Annotated in this window: 24 protein-coding genes and 1 other RNA gene; 17 read left to right on the top strand and 8 right to left on the bottom strand. The window is 65.8% G+C overall.

The window, feature by feature from the left end; genetic code table 11:
* Positions 1-6: 6 nt before the first annotated feature.
* Positions 7-867, top strand: a complete 861-nt coding sequence (locus tag DBZ32_RS13670) for a hypothetical protein (RefSeq protein ID WP_119167664.1) — start codon at positions 7-9, stop codon at positions 865-867.
* A gap of 6 nt (positions 868-873) precedes the next feature.
* Here the strand turns inward: DBZ32_RS13670 and DBZ32_RS13665 are convergent, their stop codons facing one another.
* Together DBZ32_RS13665 and fumC are read right to left on the bottom strand one after the other, a co-directional pair.
* A complete protein-coding gene (locus tag DBZ32_RS13665; protein WP_119167663.1) occupies positions 874-1,092 on the bottom strand; it encodes a ribbon-helix-helix domain-containing protein in 219 nt (72 codons plus the stop codon).
* A gap of 70 nt (positions 1,093-1,162) precedes the next feature.
* Entirely contained in the window at positions 1,163-2,581 is a 1,419-nt protein-coding gene (gene fumC / locus DBZ32_RS13660; RefSeq protein ID WP_119167662.1) for a class II fumarate hydratase, read from the bottom strand.
* Between the two features lie 282 nt (positions 2,582-2,863).
* Here fumC and DBZ32_RS13655 point away from each other — a divergent pair, with 282 nt between their 5' ends.
* A complete protein-coding gene (locus DBZ32_RS13655) occupies positions 2,864-3,085 on the top strand; it encodes a hypothetical protein (protein ID WP_119167661.1) in 222 nt (73 codons plus the stop codon).
* Positions 3,086-3,102: 17 nt separating this feature from the next.
* Here the strand turns inward: DBZ32_RS13655 and DBZ32_RS13650 are convergent, their stop codons facing one another.
* On the bottom strand, positions 3,103-3,690 hold the full coding sequence (locus DBZ32_RS13650; protein ID WP_119167660.1) for an SspB family protein: 588 nt from the start codon (positions 3,688-3,690) through the stop codon (positions 3,103-3,105).
* 60 nt (positions 3,691-3,750) lie between these two features.
* Positions 3,751-4,151: a transfer-messenger RNA gene (gene ssrA / locus DBZ32_RS13645) on the bottom strand.
* Positions 4,152-4,201: 50 nt separating this feature from the next.
* On the opposite strand from ssrA, the gene DBZ32_RS13640 reads away from it, so the two are divergent.
* From DBZ32_RS13640 to DBZ32_RS13630, 3 genes are all read left to right on the top strand, one after another.
* Positions 4,202-5,146, top strand: a complete 945-nt coding sequence (locus DBZ32_RS13640) for an ornithine cyclodeaminase family protein (protein ID WP_119167659.1) — start codon at positions 4,202-4,204, stop codon at positions 5,144-5,146.
* A 35-nt stretch (positions 5,147-5,181) separates the two neighbouring features.
* The gene (gene thyX, locus DBZ32_RS13635; RefSeq protein ID WP_119167658.1) at positions 5,182-6,117 is read left to right on the top strand and encodes an FAD-dependent thymidylate synthase; all 936 of its coding nucleotides are present in this window, start codon (positions 5,182-5,184) and stop codon (positions 6,115-6,117) included.
* A gap of 234 nt (positions 6,118-6,351) precedes the next feature.
* Positions 6,352-7,668 (top strand): glycine cleavage T C-terminal barrel domain-containing protein, encoded by a 1,317-nt coding sequence (locus DBZ32_RS13630; protein ID WP_119167657.1) that lies wholly within the window; start codon positions 6,352-6,354, stop codon positions 7,666-7,668.
* Between the two features lie 81 nt (positions 7,669-7,749).
* On the opposite strand, the gene DBZ32_RS13625 is transcribed toward DBZ32_RS13630, so the two are convergent.
* Positions 7,750-8,043, bottom strand: a complete 294-nt coding sequence (locus tag DBZ32_RS13625; protein ID WP_119167656.1) for a hypothetical protein — start codon at positions 8,041-8,043, stop codon at positions 7,750-7,752.
* Between the two features lie 320 nt (positions 8,044-8,363).
* On the opposite strand from DBZ32_RS13625, the gene DBZ32_RS13620 reads away from it, so the two are divergent.
* Entirely contained in the window at positions 8,364-9,452 is a 1,089-nt protein-coding gene (locus DBZ32_RS13620) for a homocysteine S-methyltransferase family protein (RefSeq protein ID WP_119167655.1), read from the top strand.
* Between the two features lie 73 nt (positions 9,453-9,525).
* A complete protein-coding gene (locus DBZ32_RS13615) occupies positions 9,526-10,584 on the top strand; it encodes a homocysteine S-methyltransferase family protein (protein WP_119167654.1) in 1,059 nt (352 codons plus the stop codon).
* 54 nt (positions 10,585-10,638) lie between these two features.
* On the opposite strand, the gene DBZ32_RS13610 is transcribed toward DBZ32_RS13615, so the two are convergent.
* Entirely contained in the window at positions 10,639-11,091 is a 453-nt protein-coding gene (locus tag DBZ32_RS13610; RefSeq protein WP_119167653.1) for an Lrp/AsnC family transcriptional regulator, read from the bottom strand.
* A gap of 170 nt (positions 11,092-11,261) precedes the next feature.
* On the opposite strand from DBZ32_RS13610, the gene DBZ32_RS13605 reads away from it, so the two are divergent.
* The 3 genes from DBZ32_RS13605 (at position 11,262) to DBZ32_RS13595 (ending at position 13,369) form a co-directional block, all read left to right on the top strand.
* Positions 11,262-11,522 carry a DUF6356 family protein gene (locus tag DBZ32_RS13605; RefSeq protein ID WP_208539218.1) on the top strand — a complete coding sequence of 87 codons (261 nt, stop codon included), beginning with the start codon at positions 11,262-11,264 and terminating at the stop codon, positions 11,520-11,522.
* Between the two features lie 206 nt (positions 11,523-11,728).
* Entirely contained in the window at positions 11,729-12,661 is a 933-nt protein-coding gene (locus DBZ32_RS13600; RefSeq protein WP_162906747.1) for a DMT family transporter, read from the top strand.
* A 33-nt stretch (positions 12,662-12,694) separates the two neighbouring features.
* Positions 12,695-13,369 carry a glutathione S-transferase family protein gene (locus tag DBZ32_RS13595; protein ID WP_119167651.1) on the top strand — a complete coding sequence of 225 codons (675 nt, stop codon included), beginning with the start codon at positions 12,695-12,697 and terminating at the stop codon, positions 13,367-13,369.
* Positions 13,370-13,420: 51 nt separating this feature from the next.
* Here DBZ32_RS13595 and DBZ32_RS13590 read toward each other — a convergent pair whose 3' ends face one another.
* Positions 13,421-14,188 (bottom strand): tetratricopeptide repeat protein, encoded by a 768-nt coding sequence (locus DBZ32_RS13590; protein ID WP_119167650.1) that lies wholly within the window; start codon positions 14,186-14,188, stop codon positions 13,421-13,423.
* A gap of 67 nt (positions 14,189-14,255) precedes the next feature.
* Here DBZ32_RS13590 and DBZ32_RS13585 point away from each other — a divergent pair, with 67 nt between their 5' ends.
* Entirely contained in the window at positions 14,256-15,182 is a 927-nt protein-coding gene (locus tag DBZ32_RS13585; RefSeq protein WP_119167649.1) for an SDR family oxidoreductase, read from the top strand.
* On the opposite strand, the gene DBZ32_RS13580 is transcribed toward DBZ32_RS13585, so the two are convergent.
* Complete coding sequence (locus tag DBZ32_RS13580; RefSeq protein ID WP_235830191.1) at positions 15,179-15,946, bottom strand: alpha/beta fold hydrolase; 768 nt, start codon at positions 15,944-15,946, stop codon at positions 15,179-15,181. The genes DBZ32_RS13585 and DBZ32_RS13580 overlap by 4 nt on opposite strands.
* A 91-nt stretch (positions 15,947-16,037) precedes the next feature.
* On the opposite strand from DBZ32_RS13580, the gene DBZ32_RS13575 reads away from it, so the two are divergent.
* From DBZ32_RS13575 to pheS, 6 genes are all read left to right on the top strand, one after another.
* Positions 16,038-17,261, top strand: coding sequence for a glycosyltransferase family 4 protein (locus DBZ32_RS13575; RefSeq protein ID WP_119167647.1), 1,224 nt, complete (start codon positions 16,038-16,040; stop codon positions 17,259-17,261).
* Between the two features lie 173 nt (positions 17,262-17,434).
* Entirely contained in the window at positions 17,435-19,420 is a 1,986-nt protein-coding gene (thrS, locus tag DBZ32_RS13570) for a threonine--tRNA ligase (RefSeq protein ID WP_119167646.1), read from the top strand.
* Positions 19,421-19,578: 158 nt separating this feature from the next.
* Positions 19,579-20,100 (top strand): translation initiation factor IF-3, encoded by a 522-nt coding sequence (gene infC / locus DBZ32_RS13565; protein WP_119167645.1) that lies wholly within the window; start codon positions 19,579-19,581, stop codon positions 20,098-20,100.
* A 292-nt stretch (positions 20,101-20,392) separates the two neighbouring features.
* Complete coding sequence (gene rpmI, locus DBZ32_RS13560) at positions 20,393-20,593, top strand: 50S ribosomal protein L35 (RefSeq protein ID WP_119167644.1); 201 nt, start codon at positions 20,393-20,395, stop codon at positions 20,591-20,593.
* A 32-nt stretch (positions 20,594-20,625) separates the two neighbouring features.
* Positions 20,626-20,994: a 50S ribosomal protein L20 gene (gene rplT, locus DBZ32_RS13555; protein ID WP_119167643.1), complete on the top strand. Its 369-nt coding sequence runs from the start codon at positions 20,626-20,628 to the stop codon at positions 20,992-20,994.
* A 39-nt stretch (positions 20,995-21,033) separates the two neighbouring features.
* Positions 21,034-22,116 (top strand): phenylalanine--tRNA ligase subunit alpha, encoded by a 1,083-nt coding sequence (pheS, locus tag DBZ32_RS13550; protein ID WP_119167642.1) that lies wholly within the window; start codon positions 21,034-21,036, stop codon positions 22,114-22,116.
* The last annotated feature ends 19 nt before the right edge of the window (positions 22,117-22,135 follow it).

The raw sequence follows: 22,135 nt of genomic DNA, 5'->3' as shown, positions 1-22,135 counted from the left end.
GCAGCCATGCCGGTACAACTCGACAGCCCCCTGAGCGACGCGCTGCGCGGTCCGCGCTTGTTCGCGGGCGAGGTGTTGATCTTTCGCCAGGTGCCCGCCGCCCAGGATCTCGTCGCCTTGGCTCTGCGGCGTTTGCGGAGCTGTTTTCCCGAAACGGAAGACCCGGCGACGGCACAGCGGGTTCTGGCCGAAGCCGAGTTCCTGAAGCGTGTGGTTGCGTTGACGGCCGCCTGGCGCAAGGACCCGGAGGTGACCGTCGCCTTCGCCCGGCTTCTGACGGCACTCGGCTGCGACCCCGCCGAGACCTACGTGGACGACTTCTACCTGAGAACGCAGCCCTCGCAGCTCGGCCGGACGCACCGCCGCACGAAGCCGCTGCACGCCCACCGCGATACCTGGGGCTCCAATCTGACGGCGCAGGTCAACTGGTGGCTGCCGGTCACGCCGTTGACCGCCGGCCGAACCCTGGCGCTCTTCCCGCGCTACTGGGCTGAGCCGATCGCCAACGACAGCGCCGATTGGGACTGGGAGGAACTGAAGGCCGCCCGCCGGCGCGCCCGCGACGCAGGCCGCGATCCCGATGCCGCCTACCCGACCTTGCCGCAACCGTTGGAACCGGTGGCCGAAGGCGAAGCGCTGCTCGTGCTGCCGGAGGTCGGCGATGTCGTGGCCTTCTCCGCCGCTCAACTCCACGCCAGCGTGCCCAACCACACGGGCGTCACCCGCTTCTCGCTCGAGACACGCACAGTCTGGACGGCAGATCTGGAGGCCAACCGAGGCGCGCCCAATCTCGACGGCCGGGCACCGCGCGTGCCGCGTGAATGGTTCCGGCGTCTCGCAGACGGCAGCAGCCTGGCCGACACTTGAAGTCGCTTACGACCGGTCCTCCTTCACGCGCCGAAACACCCAGACGCGCACCGCACTGGAGAGGTTGGTCTCGCCGGCCTCGGTGCGCCGCGCATCGATCGCTTCGACCAGCGCGCTGACCGTCGTGCCCTCCGCCAGGGCGATCTCCTTGAGCGCTTGCCAGAAAGGCTCCTCGAGTGTGAGAGAGGTGGCATGCCCGGCGATCACCACGGAGCGCTTTTTCATCGCGGCCGCTCTTTCGGCTCCGACGGTGTGCTGGCGGAGCGGCCCGACTCCACCCTCACGCTTCCTTCACCTAGGCTTTCGACGGCCCGACCATCATCTCCGGCCGAACCCAGTCATCGAACTGCTCTGCGGTCAGCAGGCCGAGCGCGATGCCGGCATCCTTCAAGGTCGAATTCTCGGCATAGGCCTTCTTGGCGATCTTGGCGGCGTTGTCGTAGCCGATGTGCGGGTTGAGCGCCGTGACCAGCATCAGCGACTCGTTCATCAGGCTGGTGATCCGCTCGACGTTCGGCTCGATTCCCGCGACGCAGTTCTCGAGGAAGGAGACGGCGGCATCGCCCAGAAGCTTCGCCGACTGGAGCAGGTTGTAGGCGATCACCGGCTTGAAGACATTCAGCTCGAAGTGGCCGTGGGAGCCGGCGACCGTGATCGCGGTGTGATTCCCCATCACTTGGGCGCAGACCATGGTGATGGCCTCGGCCTGGGTCGGATTGACCTTGCCCGGCATGATCGAGGAGCCGGGCTCGTTGGCCGGCAGCAGCAGTTCGCCGAGGCCGCAGCGCGGGCCGGACCCCAGCAGGCGGATGTCGTTGGCGATCTTCATCAGCGAAACGGCAACGCTGTTGAGCGCGCCGGAAGCCTGCACGGCAGCATCCTCGCTGGCCAGCGCCTCGAATTTGTTGGGGGCGGTGACAAACCGGAAACCGGTGATCTGGGCGACCTCCGCCGCAAAGGCTTCGGCAAAGCCCTCGACGGCATTGAGGCCGGTGCCGACCGCGGTGCCGCCCTGGGCCAGTTCGTGCAGCTTCGGCAGGGACTGCTCGATCCGCTCGATCCCGTTCTCAAGCTGCTTGGCGTAGCCCGAGAACTCCTGACCCAGGGTCAGGGGCGTGGCATCCATCAGGTGGGTCCGGCCGATCTTGATGATGTCGCCGTAGGCGTCGGCCTTCTCGGCCAGGCCGGCATGGAGACGACCGAGCTTCGGCACGGTCTCGCTGGCGATCTGGCTGACGAAGGCAATGTGCATCACGGTCGGAAAGGTATCGTTCGACGACTGACCCATGTTGCAGTGGTCGTTGGGATGCACGGGCGACTTGCCGCCTCGGGTCCCGGACAGGATCTCGTTGGCGCGCCCGGCGATCACCTCGTTGGCGTTCATATTGCTCTGGGTGCCGGATCCGGTCTGCCAGACCACCAGCGGGAACTGGTCGGAGAGCCGGCCCTCGATCACCTCGTTGGCGGCTTGGCAGATTGCCTTGCCGATCTCCTCGGGCAGGCGGCCCATGGCGAGATTGACCCGCGCGGCCGCCAGCTTCTGCACGCCCAGCGCCGTGACGATGGCCGGCGGCATGGTCTCGCCGCCGATCTTGAAGTTCTGCAGCGACCGTTGGGTTTGCGCGCCCCAGTAAGCCTCGGCAGGCACCTGGACCTCGCCCATGGTGTCGGATTCGCTGCGGGTGGCGGTCGCACCGGTCGATTGCGCGGACATGTCTGTTGCGGCCCCTCGTAGTGGCTTGAGAACTCAGAGCCGGTTTGTAGCATGCCCGCAGGCGACGGGAAGAGGGCTCCGAGCGCGGCGCTCCGAGCGCACCTGTCCTGTGCGGTTCCGAGACCGCACCGCGATGGCTCGATTGCGAACTTTACGCTCTTTTAAGCATGGCGCGCCAAGCTGGAGGTCTCACTCTAACGTTCAGGAGTAGAGCGGGAGTCCGGCGCTGCGGGGAATTGCAAGTGTCGCCACGCACCTCTGCCCCGCTCTAGGAGAGCCACGATGCAGGATGACCTGACCCAGCGCGACCTTTCCGGCAAGCGTGTGCAGGACATGACCCCGGCCGAACGGCTGGAGATGAAGCGTCGCTTCGAAGAATTCGTTCAGACGATGCGCAAAACCCGCCCGACCGCGGAGAAGGCACCGGCGAAGTCGGCCCAGCGGTGGGATCCGCGCACCTTCGGCGCCAGGACTCTCAACGGAAAGAGCGGACCGGCACGCTAGAACAGGCCGACCAGGCTCTAGCTCTTGCTTTTACGGAAGCGGTCGAGGGACACCACGGTCTGGTCGCCGGTGGCTGGGGCATCGTCAGCCTTGGCCTCGTCCGAAACATTTCCTCCCGATAGATCGTCAGCCGACATATCGTTCGGTGCCTCGCCGTGCGGGAGTCCGTCCGACGACGGCCGCTGGGCCTCGGCTTCCGGCGCTTCCGCGGCCTCGCCCTCCGACTCGAGGTCCGTGAGTTGCTGACCGGACGCGAAGGTGAAACCGAACCGCACGCTGGGATCGGCAAAGGCGGCAATCGCCACGTAAGGTACCTGCAACCGCGCCGGAATCTCGTTGAAACTGAGGGTGACGCCGAAGCCCTGCTCATCGACCTCCAGATCGCTGAAGCGATGCTGCAGAACGATCGTCATTTCATCCGGATAGCGTTCGCGCAACCAACCGGGGATCTCCACCTCGTCCTGACCGGTGCGGAAGGTGATGTAAAAGTGATGCTCGCCGGGCAGCCCTTCTTCGGCGGCGCGCTCCAGCGCGGCACGAACCACGCCGCGCATGGCCTCCTCGACCAGTTGGTCGTAACGCATCAGATCTTCAGACGTCGTCATGCGTGTCTCTGTAGCGGTCGATGATCCGGACTGTCTGGAGGGTCGAGCCGGCGAAAATAAAGTGGGGCGCTTCTTGTTGACGGGTGCGCCCCGAACCCCGCCTTGAGGGGCTTAGACCTCAAGGGCTTTAAATACGTGGTTCGTGAAACCGCTTACGCGGCAGCACGAGCCTCAGCGAAGTTGTCGTTCGCACGTATTGAACGGCCCGATAACGGCGGTACCATGCCGAGCGCCGAACCAGCCTTTACCACGCGTGTCGATCCTGTTTCGCCCCCGTAGACGGACCGGGAAGAACGGTTGCGGCTGCGTGCCACGCCCGCCCCTACCCGGGCCGGTGAATGGTGGAGGCGCCGGGTACTGCCCCCGGGTCCACTGCGCTTATTTCGTTAGCCCGTTTAGCGCCATAGCCGGTTACCCGGCAGTAAAAGAGTATAAGACCCTTGGCGGCGTGGCGAAAGGCCCCGTCCGACAAGGATTTACCCCTGCCTCCCACCTCGAGAGATCCCAGCTTATGCAGATTCCCTTGATCGACGCCGCAGCCGTCGAGGACCGGCTGACCTGGACCGCCGTGGCCGACGCCATCGCGGCCGGCCATCGCGGCCCCAAGGCGGAGATCGGCGACCTGCTGCTGCGGCGCGGCACCGACGCCTGCCTGAACCGGGCCGCCTGGCTCGACGGAGTCGGTCTGGCGCTCAAGTCGGTTACCGTCTTTCCCGGCAACGTCGCGCGTCACCCGCCGCTGCCCTCGGTTCAGGGCGTTGTGGTGCTGTTCGACGACGCGGACGGCAGCGTCACGGCGCTGATCGACGGCCCCCTGGTGACCAAGTGGAAGACGGCCGGCGATTCGGTGCTGGGCGCCCGCCTGCTCGCCCGGCCGGAGTCCCGGCGGTTGCTGATCCTGGGCTCCGGCGTGGTCGCGGCCTCGCTGATCGAGGCCTACCGCGAGATCTTTCCGGATTTGCGGGAGATTGCGATCTGGAGCCGCAAGCCGGCAAACGCCGCCAAACTGGCCGCCGCCTACCCGGACGACCCGGTCCGGGTCCGCGCGGTCGAGGATCTGGAGCGGACGGCGCGGCAGGCCGACATCATCGCCTGCGCCACCATGGCGACCGCGCCGATCCTGCGCGGGGACTGGGTCGGGCCCGGCTGCCACGTGGATCTGATCGGCGCCTTCCGGCCCGACATGCGCGAGGCCGACGATGCCCTGATCGCCAAGGCCGAGCTCTTCGTCGACAGCCGAGAGACCGCGATCCACGACATCGGCGAGTTGGCGATCCCCATTGCCGCCGGCGTCATTTCGGAGAGCGACTTGCGCGGCGACCTGCACGACCTGGCCGGCGGCGGTGCCGGACGCAGCGGCCCGCAGGCCGTCACCCTCTACAAGAACGGCGGCGGCGCGCATCTGGATCTCATGACGGCGAACCTGATCGCGCAGGTGTGGAAGAGCCGGCTCTAGCCGACTCGGGTCGGTCGCGCTAGGTTCCGCTCACCATGAGTTTGACACCCGACCAACAAGCTGAAATCGAAGAGGCGCGCAACGAGACGCGCCAGACCCTGCGACCTGTCGCGCCGGCGCTGGAAGAAGTGCTCTACCAGGCAATTCCGGTGCTCGATCGGGGCTTCGTCCGGGTCGTCGACTATATGGGCGACGATGCGGCCGTGGTGCAGTCGGCGCGCGTGTCCTACGGACGCGGCACCAAGTCGCTGCGCAACGACGAAGGCTTGCTCCGCTACCTGCTGCGCCATCGCCACACGACGCCCTTCGAGATGTGCGAGATCAAGTTCCACGTGAAGCTGCCGATCTTCGTGGCGCGGCAGTGGATCCGCCATCGCACCGCCAACGTCAACGAGTACTCCGCGCGCTATTCCATTCTCGACCGGGAATTCTATACGCCGGCGCCGGAGCACCTGGCCGCCCAGTCGACGGCCAACCGCCAGGGCCGCGGCGACGTCCTGGAGGGCGAGGAAGCAACCGAAGTGCTGGCCTGGCTGCGGGACGACGCGGAGCAGGCCTTCGGCCACTACGAAACCATGCTGAACGAGACGCCCGACGGCCAGCCGCGCGATCCGAATCGCCAGGGCCTGGCGCGCGAGTTGGCCCGCATGACCTTGCCTTTGTCGACCTATACCCAGTGGTATTGGAAGATCGACCTGCACAATCTGCTGCACTTCCTGTCGCTGCGCGCCGACAGCCACGCCCAATACGAGATCCGCGCCTACGCCGACGCCATGCTGGACGTTGTCCGCCGCTGGGTTCCGATCACCTATCAGGCCTTTCAGGACTATGCCGTGGGCGGTGCGCAGCTCTCGGCCGCCGGTCTGTCGGTGGTCAAGCGCCTGCTGGCGGGCGAGACCGTCGAGCAGGCGGACTCCGGCCTCTCGCCGCGCGAATGGCGCGAGCTGATGGCGCTCCTCGAACGCGACTGAGACACGGCCTTCCGGCGCTTTGCGACTGCCGCCGAACTGTCCTGTCGCTTTCACGAAAAAGCCGGTCGTCCCTGGGATTTGCGGGTCGCAGCCCCTCCAGGAGGCGTCGTTTCTCGGAAACTCGCCCCATCGGCTCGATAGCAGTCTTCCGGAGGGTCGTTCCGCATGCCCCGGTTCGGCCAGTCCAAGGACCGCCCGCCCAGAGACCGCTGCCCGAGAGGAGCATTGCAGATCATGGCCCAGACCACCGCCCGCATGCCCACCGGCGTCGACCAGTCCGATCGCAAGGTGCCCATCAACTTGCGTCAGTCCGGCCCGACGCCGGTCGAGATGCTGATTTCCACCCGTGTGCGCAAGTCGCCCTACTGGCATCTCTCCATGGAGGCCGGCTGCTGGCGCGCCACCGTCTACAACCGCATGTATCACCCGCGCGGCTACGTTCGGCCGGAAGACGGCGGGGCGATGGTCGAGTACGACGCGCTGGTCAATCACGTCACCATGTGGAACGTCGCCGTCGAGCGGCAGATCCAGGTCATCGGTCCCGACGCCGAGGCCTTCGTCAACTATGTCATCACCCGTGATGCCAAACGCATCAAGCCGATGCACGGCAAGTACGTCATCCTCTGCAACGATCAGGGCGGCATTCTCAACGACCCCGTCCTGCTGCGTCTCAGCGAGACCGAATTCTGGTTCTCCCTCTCCGACAGCGACCTGATGTTCTGGCTGCAGGGCGTCAACGTCGGCAGGAAGTTCGACGTGGAGATCAACGAGATCGACGTCTCTCCGGTGCAGATCCAGGGACCGAAGTCAGAGGCTTTGCTGGCCGATCTCGTCGGCGAGGCGATCAAGGAGGTGCCGGTCTACGGCCTTTTGGAGGCCAAGGTCGGCGGCCGTGACGTCGTCATCTCCCAGTCCGGATTCTCCGGCGAGAAAGGCTACGAGATCTACCTGCGCGACGCCACGCTCTACGCCGAGGACATGTGGTACGCCGTGCTGGAGGCGGGTAAGGCCCACAATCTGATGGTGATCGCCCCGGCGCACCACCGCCGCATCGCCGCCGGCATCCTCTCCTGGGGCCAGGATCTCGACGCCGAGACCCTGCCGTTCCAGTGCAACCTCGGCTACCAGGTGCCGCGGCTCAAGACGGCCGACTACATCGGGAAGGCGAAGTTGGAGGAGGTCCGCGCCGAACTGGAAGCCGGTAATCCGCCCTACAAGCAGACGCTGATCGGCCTCAGGCTGGGCGGCAAGCCGATCGAAGACTACGCCAACGATTTCTGGCTGATCTCCGGCGAGGGCGGCGGCGAGGCGCTGGGCTATGTCACCAGCCCCTGGTATTCGCCGGAACTCGGCAGCAACATCGCCATGGGGTACGTTCCGTTGGCGCAAGCTACCCTTGGCACCCGCTTGAAGGTCCATTTGCCGGACCTCTACGCCGAATCGCCCGGGCAAGCGGTCGAGGCGGAAGTGGTGGAAATGCCATTCCGCCCCTCGGTCAATCCCAACGCGCGCGAAATCGCCAAGGCCGAAGGCCGCGACGCGGCCTTCTAAACGTCGGGATTATCGAGACGGGAAACCCCCGCCGGCCAAGCCGGCGGGGGTTTCTTTTTTCGCTGTGAGAGGCGATCCCGCTTAGCGGCGTGCGACGCGGGCCAGCACGGCTTGCAAGGTCCTGCCGCCGGCCAGGAACGCACCGGCCTCGTCCAGCGCGTGGGCCACGCCGTTTTCACGGATATGCGCGCTGAAGCCGCCGTCGCGGCCAGGATTCCGATCCCGAAACACAAGGGTCGTCAGGCCCGGAGCACGACCGACGCCGGCATAGGCGAATCGAGGATGCTCGGCTGCGAAGCGATAGGCCTGGGCGAGCAAAGACTGAGTGCCGCCGCGGCAGCGCTCGGTCGGAAAGCGTAGAATATTTTCGCTCATTTACGACCTCCCGAACGTCGTTTTTACACTGAAGCACTATACCGGCTCGCGGCTTATGGTCAAATCACGACGCTTTTTTCGATTTCGCGACAGCGAATCCTCTCCGGAACCGGCCTCGACCCGGGCTTCGGATCTATCGAAATCGCGACTTTTCGCGTCACTAGCCGTCGATTTCAGGCAACCGCCCCGCCGCGCTTTCCGGCTAAATACGTTGCTTGAACAGGTCGTTTCGGTCGCCGATCCGCAGTGGTTCGCAGTGCTACGAGCGGAGCCCGCAGGGCCCGGGTGCGCCGAAACCGAGGAGAACAACGGAGATCCAGATGAGCAGTGAGAAGAGTCGCGCGTTCCTGAGCAGGTTGGAGAGTGACGACCCCGTCCTGCATGCCGGCGGCTACCTTTTCGAGATGGAGCGGCGCGGCTACCTGCAGGCCGGTGCCTACGTGCCGGAAGTGGTCCTGGAGCATCCCGAAGCTCTAGAAGAGCTCCACGCCGAGTTCGCCCGCGCCGGAACCGATATCATGCTGGCCTTCACCTATTACGGCCACCGCGAGAAACTGCGGCTGATCGGCAAGGAGGACCTGCTGGAGCCGCTCAACCGCGAAGCCGTGCGTATCGCCCGGCGCGTGGCGGACCGCCATCCGAACTGCTTCGTCGCCGGCAACATCTGCAACACCAACGTCTTCGAACCCGGCGACGCCAAGAGCGAGGCGGAGGTGCGCGGCATCTTCACCGAACAGCTCACCTGGGCCTCCGAAGAAGGCGTCGACCTGGTCGTTTGCGAAACCATCGCCTATCTGGGCGAGGCCAAGATCGCGGTCGAAGTGGCACAGGCCTTCGATCTGCCTCTCGTACTGGGTTTCGCCGTGCATCGCAGCGGCGCCCTGCGCGACTTCGACGGCTCGATCGCCGAGGCCTGCGAGGTCGTGCGCGATCACGGTGCCGACGTGGTCGGCGTCAATTGCCATCGCGGTCCGGCGACCATGATGCCGCTGGTCGAGGAGATTGTCGGCAGCGTCGCGGCGAACCGTGTCTGCGCCTTCCCGGTCGCCTACCGCACGACGCCCGACGAGCCGACCTTCGGGGCTTTGCGCGACCCCGCCATGCCCTATCCGGAGCAGGTGCCGGGCGGGATTCCCTTTCCGGTCGGTCTCGACCCCTTCGTCTGCACCCGTTTCGAGATGGGCGAGTTCGCGCGCCGGACGAAGGAACTGGGCCTGCGCTACGTCGGCGGATGCTGCGGAACCGGGCCACACCACATCCGCGCGATGGCCGAAGCCCTGGGCCGCGAGACGGAAGCCAGCAAGTACAGCCCGGACATGAGCAAGCACTATGCGCTTGGCGATCATGACTCCTTGAAGCAACATAATCGTCAGTATGCAGGCGATATGACCGCCGGCAGCCGACTGTAGACCGCGGTCGCTTTCGGACGGCGGTGCAGCCACCGAAACGAGCAGAATATCTGGCACCAGAGAAGGAGGCACAGTGACGAGATCGGTAAGGAGCTTGCAGGACAGGCTGGAGGCCGAGGGCGTGATCTGCGCCGAAGGCTATCTCTTCGAACTGGAGCGGCGCGGCTACGTTCAGGCTGGCCCCTTCGTTCCCGAAGTCGTCCTTGACCACCCGGAGGTGGTGCAGGGTTTGCATCGGGAGTTCGCCCACGCCGGCTCCGACGTCGTTCTTGCCTTCACCTACTACGGGCACCGCGAAAAAATGCGGCTGGTCGGCAAGGAACACCTGCTGGAGCCCCTCAACCGCGAAGCCCTGAAGCTCGCCAGTGAGGTGGCCGAGGAGTTCGGGTCACTGGTTGCCGGCAACGTCTGCAACACCAACCACTGGAGCCCGAACGACCCGCAGTCGCAACGCGACGTGCGCGCGATGTACGAGGAGCAGATCGGCTGGGCGGCGGAAGCCGGCGTCGACTTCATCGTCTCCGAAACCAACGACTACTTCGGCGAAACCGCGACGGCGCTTGAGGTCATCAAGGCACACGGCCTGCCGGCGGTCGTCACCCTCTCCGCCCACCGCGATCCGACGCTGTGGGACGGCGTACCGGTGTTGGAAGCGGCCAAACGCCTCGAACAAGCCGGCGCCGATGTGGTCGGGCTGAACTGCATGCGCGGCCCGGCGACCATGCTGTCCCTGGTGCAGGAGTTGCGGCTCGCCGTCTCCTGCCATATCGCCGCCTTGCCGGTCCCCTACCGCACCGACGCGGCGCACCCGACCTTCCAGTCGTTGGACGATCCGACCTGCGGCTGCATTCCCGGAGAGCGGCCCTTCCCGACAGCGCTCGATCCCTTCACCTGCAACCGCTACGAAGTCGGGGCCTTCGCCAGCGACTGCTGGGACTTGGGCCTTCGCTACATCGGCGTCTGTTGCGGCGGCGCACCCCACCACGTCCGCGCCATGGCCGAGGCCTGGGGACGGCAGCCCGCCGCCAGCCGCTACTCCCCGGACATGACGCGCCACGCCTTCTTCGGAACGTCCGGCGGCAGTTCGACGGATACGACCGAGCGCAACCGCGCCCATGCAGGCGAACTCTAGAACGTAAAACCTGCGCTCTCGCCCGGTTGGAGGGGGATCGGTCGCGGGAGGCGGCTATCCCAGCGGCAGTTCGGTCGTGTACTTGATCTCCTCCATGGCGAAGGAGGAGGAAACGTCGCTGAGTTCGATCGCCGCCACCAGGCGCTTGTAAAAGGCGTCGTAAGCCGCGATGTCCGGCACGACGACCTTGAGCAGGTAGTCGATCTCCCCCGAGAGGCGATAGAACTCGGTAATCTCCTCGAAGGCCGAGACGACGCGGGCGAAGCGGTCCAGCCAGTCGGCGGTGTGATGCCTCGTCTTCACCGCGACGAAGACCGTGGTGCCGAGGCCGAGCGCAGCCGGATCGAGCAAAGCCACCCGCCGCCGCAGCACGCCGCTGGCCTCCAACTGCTTGACTCGCCGCCAGCAGGGTGTGGGCGAAAGACCGACCCGCTCCGCCAAGTCGGTATTCGCCAAGGAGGCGTCGCGCTGCAGTTCGGCCAGAATCTTGCGGTCGATTGCGTCCAAGTTTCATAGCCTCGGCATGAATAAGGAAGAAAAATCTCAAAAACTTTGAGTTCTGAGAATAATTTCACCCCAAACCCTACCCGGACGCCATAGCTTTGCAAGCACATTCCAAGCGCGCTGGCCTAGACTCCCAGGCGTTAAGTCGAGGCAGCGAGCGAGCGAGCGCGATCATGCGGATCTTCACCGAACATCCCGAAGCGGTCGGCGAGAGCTACGGCACCCACGCCCGCCATGCGGCAAGCTTCGGGTTCGCCATGGTCCTGGCCGGTTTGGCTTGCCTGGTCCACGCCGTCCTCCCGTTTCTCTTCGTCACAACGGGGAGCCGGGTGGTCTGCGACCTGCAGGCCCGCATGGGCCCGCGCAGCGCGCGTGCCGCCGGAGGCGCACCGCAAGCGACGCCGTCGCACGTCGCCTCCCTGCCGGCCGAGTAGCGCCGTCGATCTTCGGACAGAAAGCGTCGGGCGGCCTGGATCGGCTCCGCATCGACGGATCGCTCCTTATTCGTGACGCTCTGACCCCAGACTCGCTCCTGCGTGATTTGCCGCGATAGACTGGGACGTCGATCGGGGTGGCGAAATGGGGGAGCGTGACAGTGGCCGGGAGCGTACCTCCAGCCCGCGTTGGGTTGGGTATCTTTTTGATCGTTAGTGCCGTCTTCACCATGGCGCTTCAGGACGCCGTGGTGAAGTTCGTCAGCGCCGATTTTCCGCTTTGGCAGATCTACACCTTGCGATCCTTCATCGCGATCCCGATGCTCGTTGCCGTGGTGTTTCTGTTCGGCGGCGCAACGACGCTGCGGCCGCGCGCCCTGTCGTGGGCCATGCTGCGCGGCGGGCTGTTGGTTGCGATGTACATCGCCTTCTATGCCAGCCTGCCTTTCCTGGACCTGTCCCTGGTCGCGGCGGCCTACTACACCGGCCCCTTGTTCATCACTCTCTTCGCGGCCCTTCTGCTCGGCGAACATGTCGGCCGCCGTGAGATTCTCGCCATTCTACTGGGCTTTGCCGGCGTGCTCGTGATTCTGCGGCCGGGTACGGAGGCCTTTTCACCGGCGATGCTGGTGCCGATTGCGGCGGCTGTCTTCTATGCACTGGCAAATATTCTGACACGCGGGAAATGCCTCGAGGAATCGCCTCTGTCGCTCTCGCTCGCCCTCAACTTCTGCTTCATTCTCTGCGGCGGCGGGCTCACGGCGCTGCTTGCCGTGCTTCAGCTCTCTCCGAAGACGGTGGCGGTCAATCCCTTCCTCCTTGGCGCGTGGGTGCCGGTCGCCTGGAGCGAATGGGCAGTCCTGGGCGGGCTTGCCGTCGCCAACGTCATCATTCACCTGGCGCTCGCCAAGGCCTACCAGTCCGCGCCGCCGCAAACGATCGCGGCCTTCGACTACAGCTATCTGGTCTTCGCGGCGATCTGGGGCTTTCTGCTGTTCCGTGAAATCCCCGACCTCGCGACGCTGCTGGGCATGGCCCTGATCGCCGGCGCCGGCCTTCTGTTGGTGCTCCTTCGCGACGGCTCCAGGTCTCCGGCGCGGTCCGGCGGCCTGGACCGACGGACCTCCGAGGATGCTTGACGGCGCGGCAGGCAGGGGGTAACGCCCAGCCTTATGCGTACCCTCTACCACCTGCCGCTCGATCCCGGCTGCCGCAAGGTCCGTCTCCTGCTGCACGAGAAGGGCGTGGAGGTCGAGCTTAAGCCTGAGAAGACCTGGGAACGGCGCGAGGGTTTCCTGCAGCTCAATCCGGCCGGCGAAGTTCCCGTCCTGATCGAGGAGGACGGCAGCAGCATCCCCGACGCCTGGGTCCTCGCCGAGTATCTCAACGACGCTTACGCCGAGGTCGGCGAGAACCTGATGGGCACCACCGCGCTGGATCGCGCCGAGGTGCGCCGGCTGGTCGCTTGGTTCGACCGGAAGTTCGCGCGAGAGGTCTCAGACCTCATGATCGACGAGAAGGTGATGAAGCGCTTTCTCGGCGTCGGTACGCCCGACTCCTCGGCGATCCGGGCCGCCAACCAGAACATCCACTATCATCTGGACTACATCGGCTGGCTGAGCGACCGGCGGAACTGGCTGGCCGGCGAGGACCTGAGCCTGGCCGACTTCGCGGCGGCGGCTCACCTGTCCTGCCTGGACTATCTGGACTGCGTGCCCTGGGACGAGCACGCCGGCGCACGCGACTGGTACGGACGCATCAAGTCGCGCCCCTCCATGCGGCCGATCCTCGCCGACCTGATTCCAGGCTTTCCGCCACCGGCCCACTACGCCGATCTGGATTTCTAGGCCGACCCGGATTTCCAGAAAGCGTTTCGACTTCGCTGGGCTTTCCGGGCCCTAACCGCCCGGCGTCGGCGAGGGCGCGCCGCCGTTTTCCGTCCGCCAGAGATTTTCCCGCGCGGCGACGGCCGCCGGCGTGTTGGGGGCGACATCGACGACCGCCTGCCAGTCCTGGCGCGCACCGGAGACGTTGCCGTTCTGGTAGCGCAGAATGCCGCGCTCCATCAGGCCTTCGGGATGACCCGGATCGAGTTGAAGCGCACGGCCGACATCCTCGAGCGCCAGGTCGTAGGCTTCGACGAAGCGATAGGCCGTGGCACGATAGACGTAGACATCGACACGGTCTTGCGCGAGGTCGCTGGCCCGGTTCAGGTCGTCGATCGACTCCCAGAAGCGACCCAGGCCGGCCAAGGTGATCGAGCGGTCGATCAGCAGTTCGACGTCGTTAGGCTGGTACTCCAAGGCCTGCGTCTGAGCGCCGTAGGCGCGGACGGCGTCGTCCGCCATCAGCCAGGCCTGTCCCGCCTGAATCAACAAGCCGGCCTTCATCGTCTCCGGCACGTCGCCGATCAACGCCTCCAGCATCTCCGCCGCCTCCGCGAAACGGCCGAGGCGAGCCAGGGCGACGGCGCGGCAGTGCCGGGCCGGACCGGCGCCGCCTTGCTCTTCCCAAGCTTCGGCACTGGCCTCCGCGTCGTTCGGCGCCGTGCGCGCGAGCTGCAGGCAGGCCATGTACTCTTGTTCCGCATTGATCTGCTGCGCGGCGACAGGCGTGGCCAGCGCGACCCAGACCAGGGCGCAGAAAGCGGCAAGGTGTCTCGTCATGGGCGCCGAGATAACATAGAGACCTTGGCCTTGGCGAGACGCCGAAGCAATCCCATTCTAGTCAAGGATGACGGATACCTCGACAGCCAAGCTTCCCGCCAAACGCCTCTTCTGCTTCGGCCTCGGCTACTCCGCCTTGACGCTTGCCCGCGGTCTGGTCGCGGAGGGATGGCAGATCGCCGGAACGGTCCGCTCGGCCGAGAAAGCGCGCGCCCTGGCCGACCACGATCTCTATCGGAAAGCCGAGGTTTTTCTGTTCGACCGAGGCCAGCCCTTGGAAGACGCGGCGAAAGCTCTCGCCGGCACCACGCATCTCTTGTCCTCCGTCCCACCCGACGCGGAGGGCGATCCCGTGCTTGCCGCGCACGTCGATGACATCGCCGCACTGACGGCGCTGCGATGGGCCGGCTACCTTTCGACGACCGGAGTCTACGGCGACCGCGGCGGCGATTGGGTCGAGGAGGCCTCGCCGCTGCAGCCGACCGGCCCGCGCGGGCAGCGCCGGGTCGATGCGGAACGCCAGTGGCTCCGCCTCCACGAAAGCAGCGGCTTGCCAGTGCACATCTTCCGGCTGGCCGGTATCTACGGACCGGGGCGCAGCCAGTTCCGCGCCCTGCGCGAGGGCAAGAGCCGCCGGATTGACAAGCCGGGTCAGGTCTTCAACCGCATCCATGTCGAGGATATCGCCCAGGTTCTGGCCGCCTCGATGGCCCGACCCGATCCCGGTAGCGCCTACAACCTTTGCGACGACGAAGCCGCGAATCCCGCCGAGGTCACCGCCTACGCGGCCGCGTTGCTCGGGATCGAACCGCCGCCGCTGGTCCCCTTCGAGGCTGCCGCACTCAGCGAGATGGGGCGCAGCTTCTACCGCGACAGCAAGCGGGTCTCGAATGCCCGGATCAAGGACGACCTGGGGGTGGCGCTGCTCTACCCCACCTATCGCGAGGGCTTCCGCGCCGTTCTGGAAGCGGAAGCGCGGGCTTCCGATATCTAGCGAGACAGCCGTTCCGAAAGCGCGCGCAGGGTCTCGCCGAGCCGCAGAAGATCCTCCGGTGCGCTCATCCGGTGGTCGCCGTCCTTGACCAGAGAGACTTCGACGTCTTCGCTCGCCAAGGCCTCCGCCAGCCGGAGAGACATCTGGTAGGGCACGTCCGGATCGGCCATGCCGTGCAGGAGGCGAACCGGGCAGGCCAGCGGGATCGCGCTGCCAAGCAGAAGATGATCTCGCCCCTCCTCGATCAGCCGCCGGGTGATGGTGTAGGGCTGATCGCCGTAGGGACTGGGCTCGCGATAGAGACCGTCCCGCGCCAGGGTGGCCCGGATCTCGGGGGAGAAACGCCGCCACATCAGTTCCTCGGTGAAGTCGGGCGCCGCGGCGATGCCCACCAGACCGGCAATGCGGTCCGGACGTGCGAGCGCGGCCAGCAACATCAGCCAACCGCCCATGGAAGAGCCGACCAGGATCTGCGGCCCCTTCGTCAAGGCGTCGAGCGCCGCCACCGTATCGGCCGTCCACCGTCCGATCGTGCCGTCCTCGAAAGCGCCGGAGGCCTGACCGTGCCCCAGATAGTCGAAGCGCAGAAAAGCCTGCCCGCGCGCCCGACACTGTCCTTCTAGCCAGGTCGCCTTGGTGCCGGTCATGTCAGACATATAGCCGCTGAGAAAGACGACACCTGGCGTCTCGCCGTCCGTCTTGTGGTAGGCAAGACGGTGGCCTCCCTTGCGCTCCAGGAACGAGGGGTTGGCGGATTCGCTCACTGGCGATTCGTTTACAGGGGTTTCACTCCCGGGTGTTTTACTCCCAGGTGTTTCAATCATGGCGACGAGCCTCTTTGAAGAATGACAAGAAATGACGGTTCACGTGCAGACGACTCACGCAGACGGTAGCACCGGCGCTATTCGGAACGAAAGCGGTCGGCCCGTGGTCCTCCAGGTGCTGCCGGCCTTGGAGACCGGAGGGGTCGAGCGCGGCACGGTCGACATCGCCGGGGCCATCGTCCAGGCCGGCGGCACGGCGCTTGTCGCTTCGGCGGGCGGCGCGATGGTGCATGCGTTGCAACGCACTGGCGCGCGCCACATCGAACTGCCGCTGGCCAGCAAGAACCCCATCACGCTTCGGCGCAACGCCTCGCGCCTGGCTTCGGTGATCGAGACCTTCGGGGTCGACCTGGTGCATGCGCGCAGCCGGGCACCGGCCTGGTCGGCTCTTTGGGCGGCGCGGCGCACCGGCCGGCCTTTCGTCACCACGTTTCATGCGCCTTACGCGCTCAATCTGCCCCTGAAGAGACTCTACAATTCGGTGATGGCGCGCGGCGCCCGCGTCATCTGCATCTCCGACTTCGTCCGTCAGCACGTACAACGCATTTATGGGATCGACCCGGCCCGCCTGCGGCTGGTTCACCGCGGCGTCGATCTGGAGGTCTTCGATCCGGCGCGAGTCTCGCCGGAGCGGGTGATCCAGCTCGCCCAGCGCTGGCGGCTGCCCGACGGCGTGCCGGTCATCCTGCTGCCGGGACGTCTGACCCGATGGAAAGGGCAGATCGACCTGCTGCGCGCCGCCGCCAAACTGACCGACCTGGACTTCCTGCTGGTTCTCGTCGGCGACGACCAGGGCCGAGCGGCCTACCGCGAGGAGCTGGAGCAGCTGGTCGGCCGCCTGAACTTGGACTCGAAGGCGATGATCGCCGGCCCCTGCAACGACATGGCCGCCGCCTACATGCTGAGCGACGTGGTGGTGTCGGCCTCGACCGATCCGGAGGGCTTCGGCCGTGTGGTCGGCGAAGCTCAGGCCATGGGCCGGCCGGTGGTGGCCAGCGATCACGGCGGCGCGCCCGAGCAACTGCTGGTCAACGAAACCGGGCTCGTCTACCCGCCGGGCGATCTGGACGCTCTGGCCGAGGCCTTGCGAGAAGCCCTGGCGCTCGACGAGACAGCGCGCAGCGCCCTGGCTGAGCGGGCGATAGCCCGGGTTCGGACGCACTTTTCCAAGGACGCCATGTGCAACGGAACGCTGGCGGTCTATCGCGAAGTGCTGAACGATCTTGAAATGCAGCGGATCGGCACCCGAGGCTAGAGCCGGATCCGGCGTCGAATTCAGGCCCCTCGAGCCCGGCAGGCGCGACCGCAACGGCACCGCCACCGCTGCGGCTTCCTTGACTGCCTTTCGATTCCTTCTAATGTGCGCCTCCCCGCCTTACCTGGGCAGGTGCAATAGTTGTAAGCTGACGTCAGACGAGAGCTAGGCAAATGGTTGCCATTACCCTGCCCGACGGATCGGTCAAACAGTTCGACGGCGCGGTCACCGGCCTTCAGGTGGCCGAGTCGATCGGCCCCGGCCTGGCCAAGGCCGCGCTTGCCGTGAAGGTGAACGGCGAGCTGCGTGATCTTCTGCGCGAGATAGAGGCCGATGCGGCTCTTGAGATCGTCACCCGCAAGTCGCAAGAGGCTCTGGACCTGCTGCGCCACGACGCGGCGCATGTCATGGCGCAGGCCGCGCAGGAGCTCTTTCCCGACACCCAGGTGACCTTCGGACCGGCGACCGAGACCGGCTTCTACTACGATTTCGCGCGTAAGGAGCCCTTCACGCCGGACGACCTGGAGAAGATCGAGCAGAGGATGCATGAGATCGTCGACAGCGAACTCGCCCTCCAACGGGAGGTTTGGGAACGCGACGCGGCGATCCGCTTCTTCATGGAGCAAGGCGAGAAATACAAGGCGGAGCATATCGAGACCCTGCCGCGCGATGAGATCATCACGATCTACCGCCAGGGCGAATGGCTCGATCTCTGCCTCGGCCCGCACCTGCCAACGACCAAGCACCTGGGACATGCCTTCAAGTTGATGAGGGTCTCGGGCGCCTACTGGCGCGGCGATGCCCGCAACGAGCAGCTCCAGCGCATCTACGGGACGGCTTGGCGCGACGAGAAGGAGCTGAAGGCGCACCTCCACATGCTGGAGGAGGCGGAGAAGCGCGACCACCGCCGGCTCGGCCGCGAGATGGACCTGTTCCATTTTCAGGAAGAGGCGCCGGGCGCCGTCTTCTGGCATCCCCACGGCTGGACCCTGTTCAGTGCGCTGATCGACTATATGAAGCGCCGAAACACCGAGGGCGGCTACCTGGAAGTCAACGCGCCGGAGATCATGGACCGCGCGCTGTGGGAAGCCTCCGGCCACTGGGAGGCCTACCACGAGCACATGTACACCTCCCAGACCGAGGACGGCCGCACTTTCGCGATCAAGCCGATGAACTGCCCCGGTCATGTGCAAATCTTCAACCAAGGTCTGCGCAGTTACCGCGAGCTGCCCCTGCGTCTCGCCGAGTTCGGCAAGGTGCATCGCTACGAGCCGTCCGGCGCGCTGCACGGCCTGATGCGCGTGCGCGCCTTCACCCAGGACGACGCCCACATCTTCTGCACGCCGGACCAGGTGAAGCAGGAGGTACAGGACTCGACCCGGCTGATTCTCGACATCTATCGGGACTTCGACTTCGGCACTGTGCGGATCAAGTTCTCCGACCGGCCCGAGAAGCGAATCGGATCGGACGCCGTCTGGGACCGGCTGGAAGCCGACCTGCGTGGCGCCCTGGAGGAGATGGATCAGCCTTACGAATTAAATCCCGGCGAGGGTGCCTTTTACGGGCCGAAGCTCGAGTTCGTGCTGCGCGACGCGATCGGCCGCGACTGGCAGTGCGGCACGGTGCAGGTCGACATGAATCTGCCCGAGCGGCTGGACGCCACTTATATCGGTCAGGACGGCGAGCGGCATCGCGCGGCGATGCTGCACATCGCCAAGCTCGGATCGCTGGAGCGCTTCACCGGCATCCTGATCGAACATTTCGCCGGCCGCATGCCACTTTGGCTGTCGCCGCTGCAGGTCTTGGTCGCCACCATCACCGGCGATGCCGACGACTATGCGATGGAGGTGCTGGCCGCGCTCCGCAAGGCGGGGCTGCGGGCCGAGGTCGATCTGCGCAACGAGAAGATCAACTACAAGGTCCGCGAGCACAGCCTGCGGAAAGTCCCGGTGATCGCGGTTGTCGGCGCGCGGGAGGCGGCCGAAGGCGCCGTCGCGCTGCGCCGGCTCGGCGGGCAATCGCAAGAGGTGCTTGCGCTGCCCGAGGCGATTCATAGACTTTGCCTGGAAGCGACCGCACCGGACTTGGCGGAACCCGAGGCGGAGGCCTCACCGGCCAGGGATATGGCCGTTGCAGGGAGTGCCGCCGTTGCGGGGTGAGAGGCGCCCGAACTTGACGGCGTTCGACGAGCTTCGGAAAAGACCGGCCCCGGCCGGCAGATATAAAGACCGCTGCAAGGCTCGGCGGTCTACACTCGGCATGTACGCCCTGATTCAATGACACGGAAGTAGGAGAAGTCTCCATACGCAGACCACCCATGGACAGCGGGCCCACCCGCGACGGACCGCGCGCCAACGAGCACATTCGGGTGCCGCAGGTGCGACTGGTCGATGAGCACGGAGAGAACGTCGGCGTCGTAACGATCGAGGATGCGCGCAGCCGCGCCGACAACGCGGGCTTGGATTTGGTCGAGGTCGCACCGCAGGCGGATCCGCCTGTTTGCAAGATTCTCGACTACGGCAAATACAAATACGAGGCGCAGAAACGGGCCAACGAGGCGCGCAAGAAGCAGAAGGTCATCGAGGTCAAAGAGATCAAGATGCGCCCGAACATCGACCAGCACGACTACGACGTGAAGCTGCGGGCGATCAACAAGTTCATCGCCGAGGGCGACAAGGTCAAGGTGACCTTGCGTTTCCGCGGCCGTGAGATCGCTCATCAGAACCTGGCCTTCGATCTGTTGAACAAGGTCAGGAACGAAGTCGAGGAAATCGCGAAGGTCGAACAGTTCCCCCGCATGGAGGGGCGCCAGATGATCATGATCCTGGCGCCGCGCTGAGCAAGAACGGCCGGCTCGGCCTTTCTTGACGACTGCCGGGGTCGCGGTCCGGGACCGAAGGGGCTCTCGAGCGAGTGCCGCCTCCTGGCACCGGCCCTTGCAACGCCAAAGGTGCGGAGCTATAACCCGCGCTCCCGACGGTCGTGCCGCAGTGCGGTGCGGCCGTGGGTTTTTGCGTGAGCGGCGCGGCTACGGCATGCCCAGTCGCTCGCCGGCCCGACTTTCCAGGCCACCCTCACCGGGGGCCCGGCGGCTCGAGGCCCAATCGACAACGACGACACAAGAGGACGAAATGCCGAAGATGAAGACCAAGAGCGGAGCCAAGAAGCGCTTCCGTCTCACTGCCTCGGGCAAGGTTCGGGCCAGTGCCGCTTTCCGGAGCCACAACAACCGAAAGCGGTCTCAGAAGATGCTGCGCAACTCTCGCGGCACCATCATTCTGGCCTCCGCGGACGCCAAGATCGTCCGCAAGAACTTCCTGCCGAACGACTGACCCGTTCAGGCACACCCGAGGAGTAGAAACAGATGGCACGCATCAAGCGCGGTGTGACCGCTCACGCGCGGCACCAGAAGGTCCGCAAGCTGGCCAAGGGGTACCGCGGCCGCGGTAAAAACGTCTATCGCGTCGCGATCGAGCGCGTCGAGAAGGCGCTGCAGTACCAGTATCGCGACCGCAAGGTGCGCAAGCGCAGCTTCCGCAGCCTGTGGATCCAGCGCATCAACGCAGCCGTGCGCTTGAACGACGAGGCCATGACTTACGCGACCTTCATGGACGGCATCAACAAGGCCGGCATCGAGGTCGACCGCAAGGTCCTGGCCGACCTGGCCGTGCACGAACCCGAGGCCTTCGCTTCATTGGTCACGCAAGCCAAGGCCGCCCGCGCCGCGGCTTAAGCAGCCAGGAACGCCCAAGCGCGCGAGAAAGCGGCCGGCATGCTCGACCAAACCAGTCTGGACGCACTGAAGGACGAGCTGCTCGCGGAGATCGCGACGGCGGCCGACAGCCGCGGGTTGGACGAAGCGCGCGTGGCGGCCCTGGGTAAGAAGGGCCGCGTCACGGAGCTGATGAAGGGCCTGGGCGGTCTTTCACCCGACGAACGCCGAGACGCCGGGCAAAGATTGAACGTCGTCAAGGAAGCCGTTTCCGCCGCGATCGAGGCGCGCAAGGCCGCGCTTGCCGAGGCCGAACTGGAAGCGCGTTTGGCAAGCGAGACGATCGACGTCACCTTGCCGCCCCGGCCTTTCTCGGTCGGTCGCATCCATCCCATCAGTCAGACCATCGAAGAACTGGTCGCGATCTTCGGCGAGATGGGCTTCTCGGTCGCGGAAGGTCCGCACATCGAGGACGACTTTCACAACTTCGATGCCCTGAACATTCCGCCCGAGCATCCGGCGCGGCAGGAGCACGATACCTTCTTTCTGCCGCCGCGCGCGGCGGGCGAGTCGCCGCTGGTGCTGCGCACCCATACCAGCCCGGTTCAGATCCGCACCATGCAGCAGGTGGCACCGCCGATCCGCATCATCTGCCCCGGCCGCACCTTCCGCGCCGATTCCGATGCCACCCACTCGCCGATGTTCCATCAGGTCGAGGGGCTGGTGATCGACAAGAAGACCCACATGGGTCACCTGAAGGGCACCCTGATCGAGTTTTGCCGAAGCTTCTTCGGGATCGACGATCTGCCGGTTCGCTTCCGGCCGAGCTACTTCCCCTTCACCGAACCTTCGGCGGAAGTGGACATCGGCTGCTCGCGCGAGGGCGGACGGCTGAAGATCGGGGCCGGGGGCGACTGGCTGGAGATCCTCGGCTCCGGCATGGTGCATCCCAAGGTCCTGGAAAACTGTGGCATCGACCCCGAGGTCTACCAGGGCTACGCCTTCGGCATGGGCATCGAGCGCATCGCCATGCTGAAGTACGGCATCCCGGACCTGCGCACCTTCTTCGACAGCGACCTGCGCTGGCTGCGGCACTACGGCTTCGTGCCGCTGGAAGCGCCGTCTCTGGTGCGCGGGCTCTAAGGTAGGGCGGAAAGCGCGG

The sequence above is a fragment of the Algihabitans albus genome, assembly GCF_003572205.1.
Taxonomy (GTDB): domain Bacteria; phylum Pseudomonadota; class Alphaproteobacteria; order Kiloniellales; family DSM-21159; genus Algihabitans; species Algihabitans albus.
This window is presented reverse-complemented; position numbering and strand designations above follow the sequence as displayed.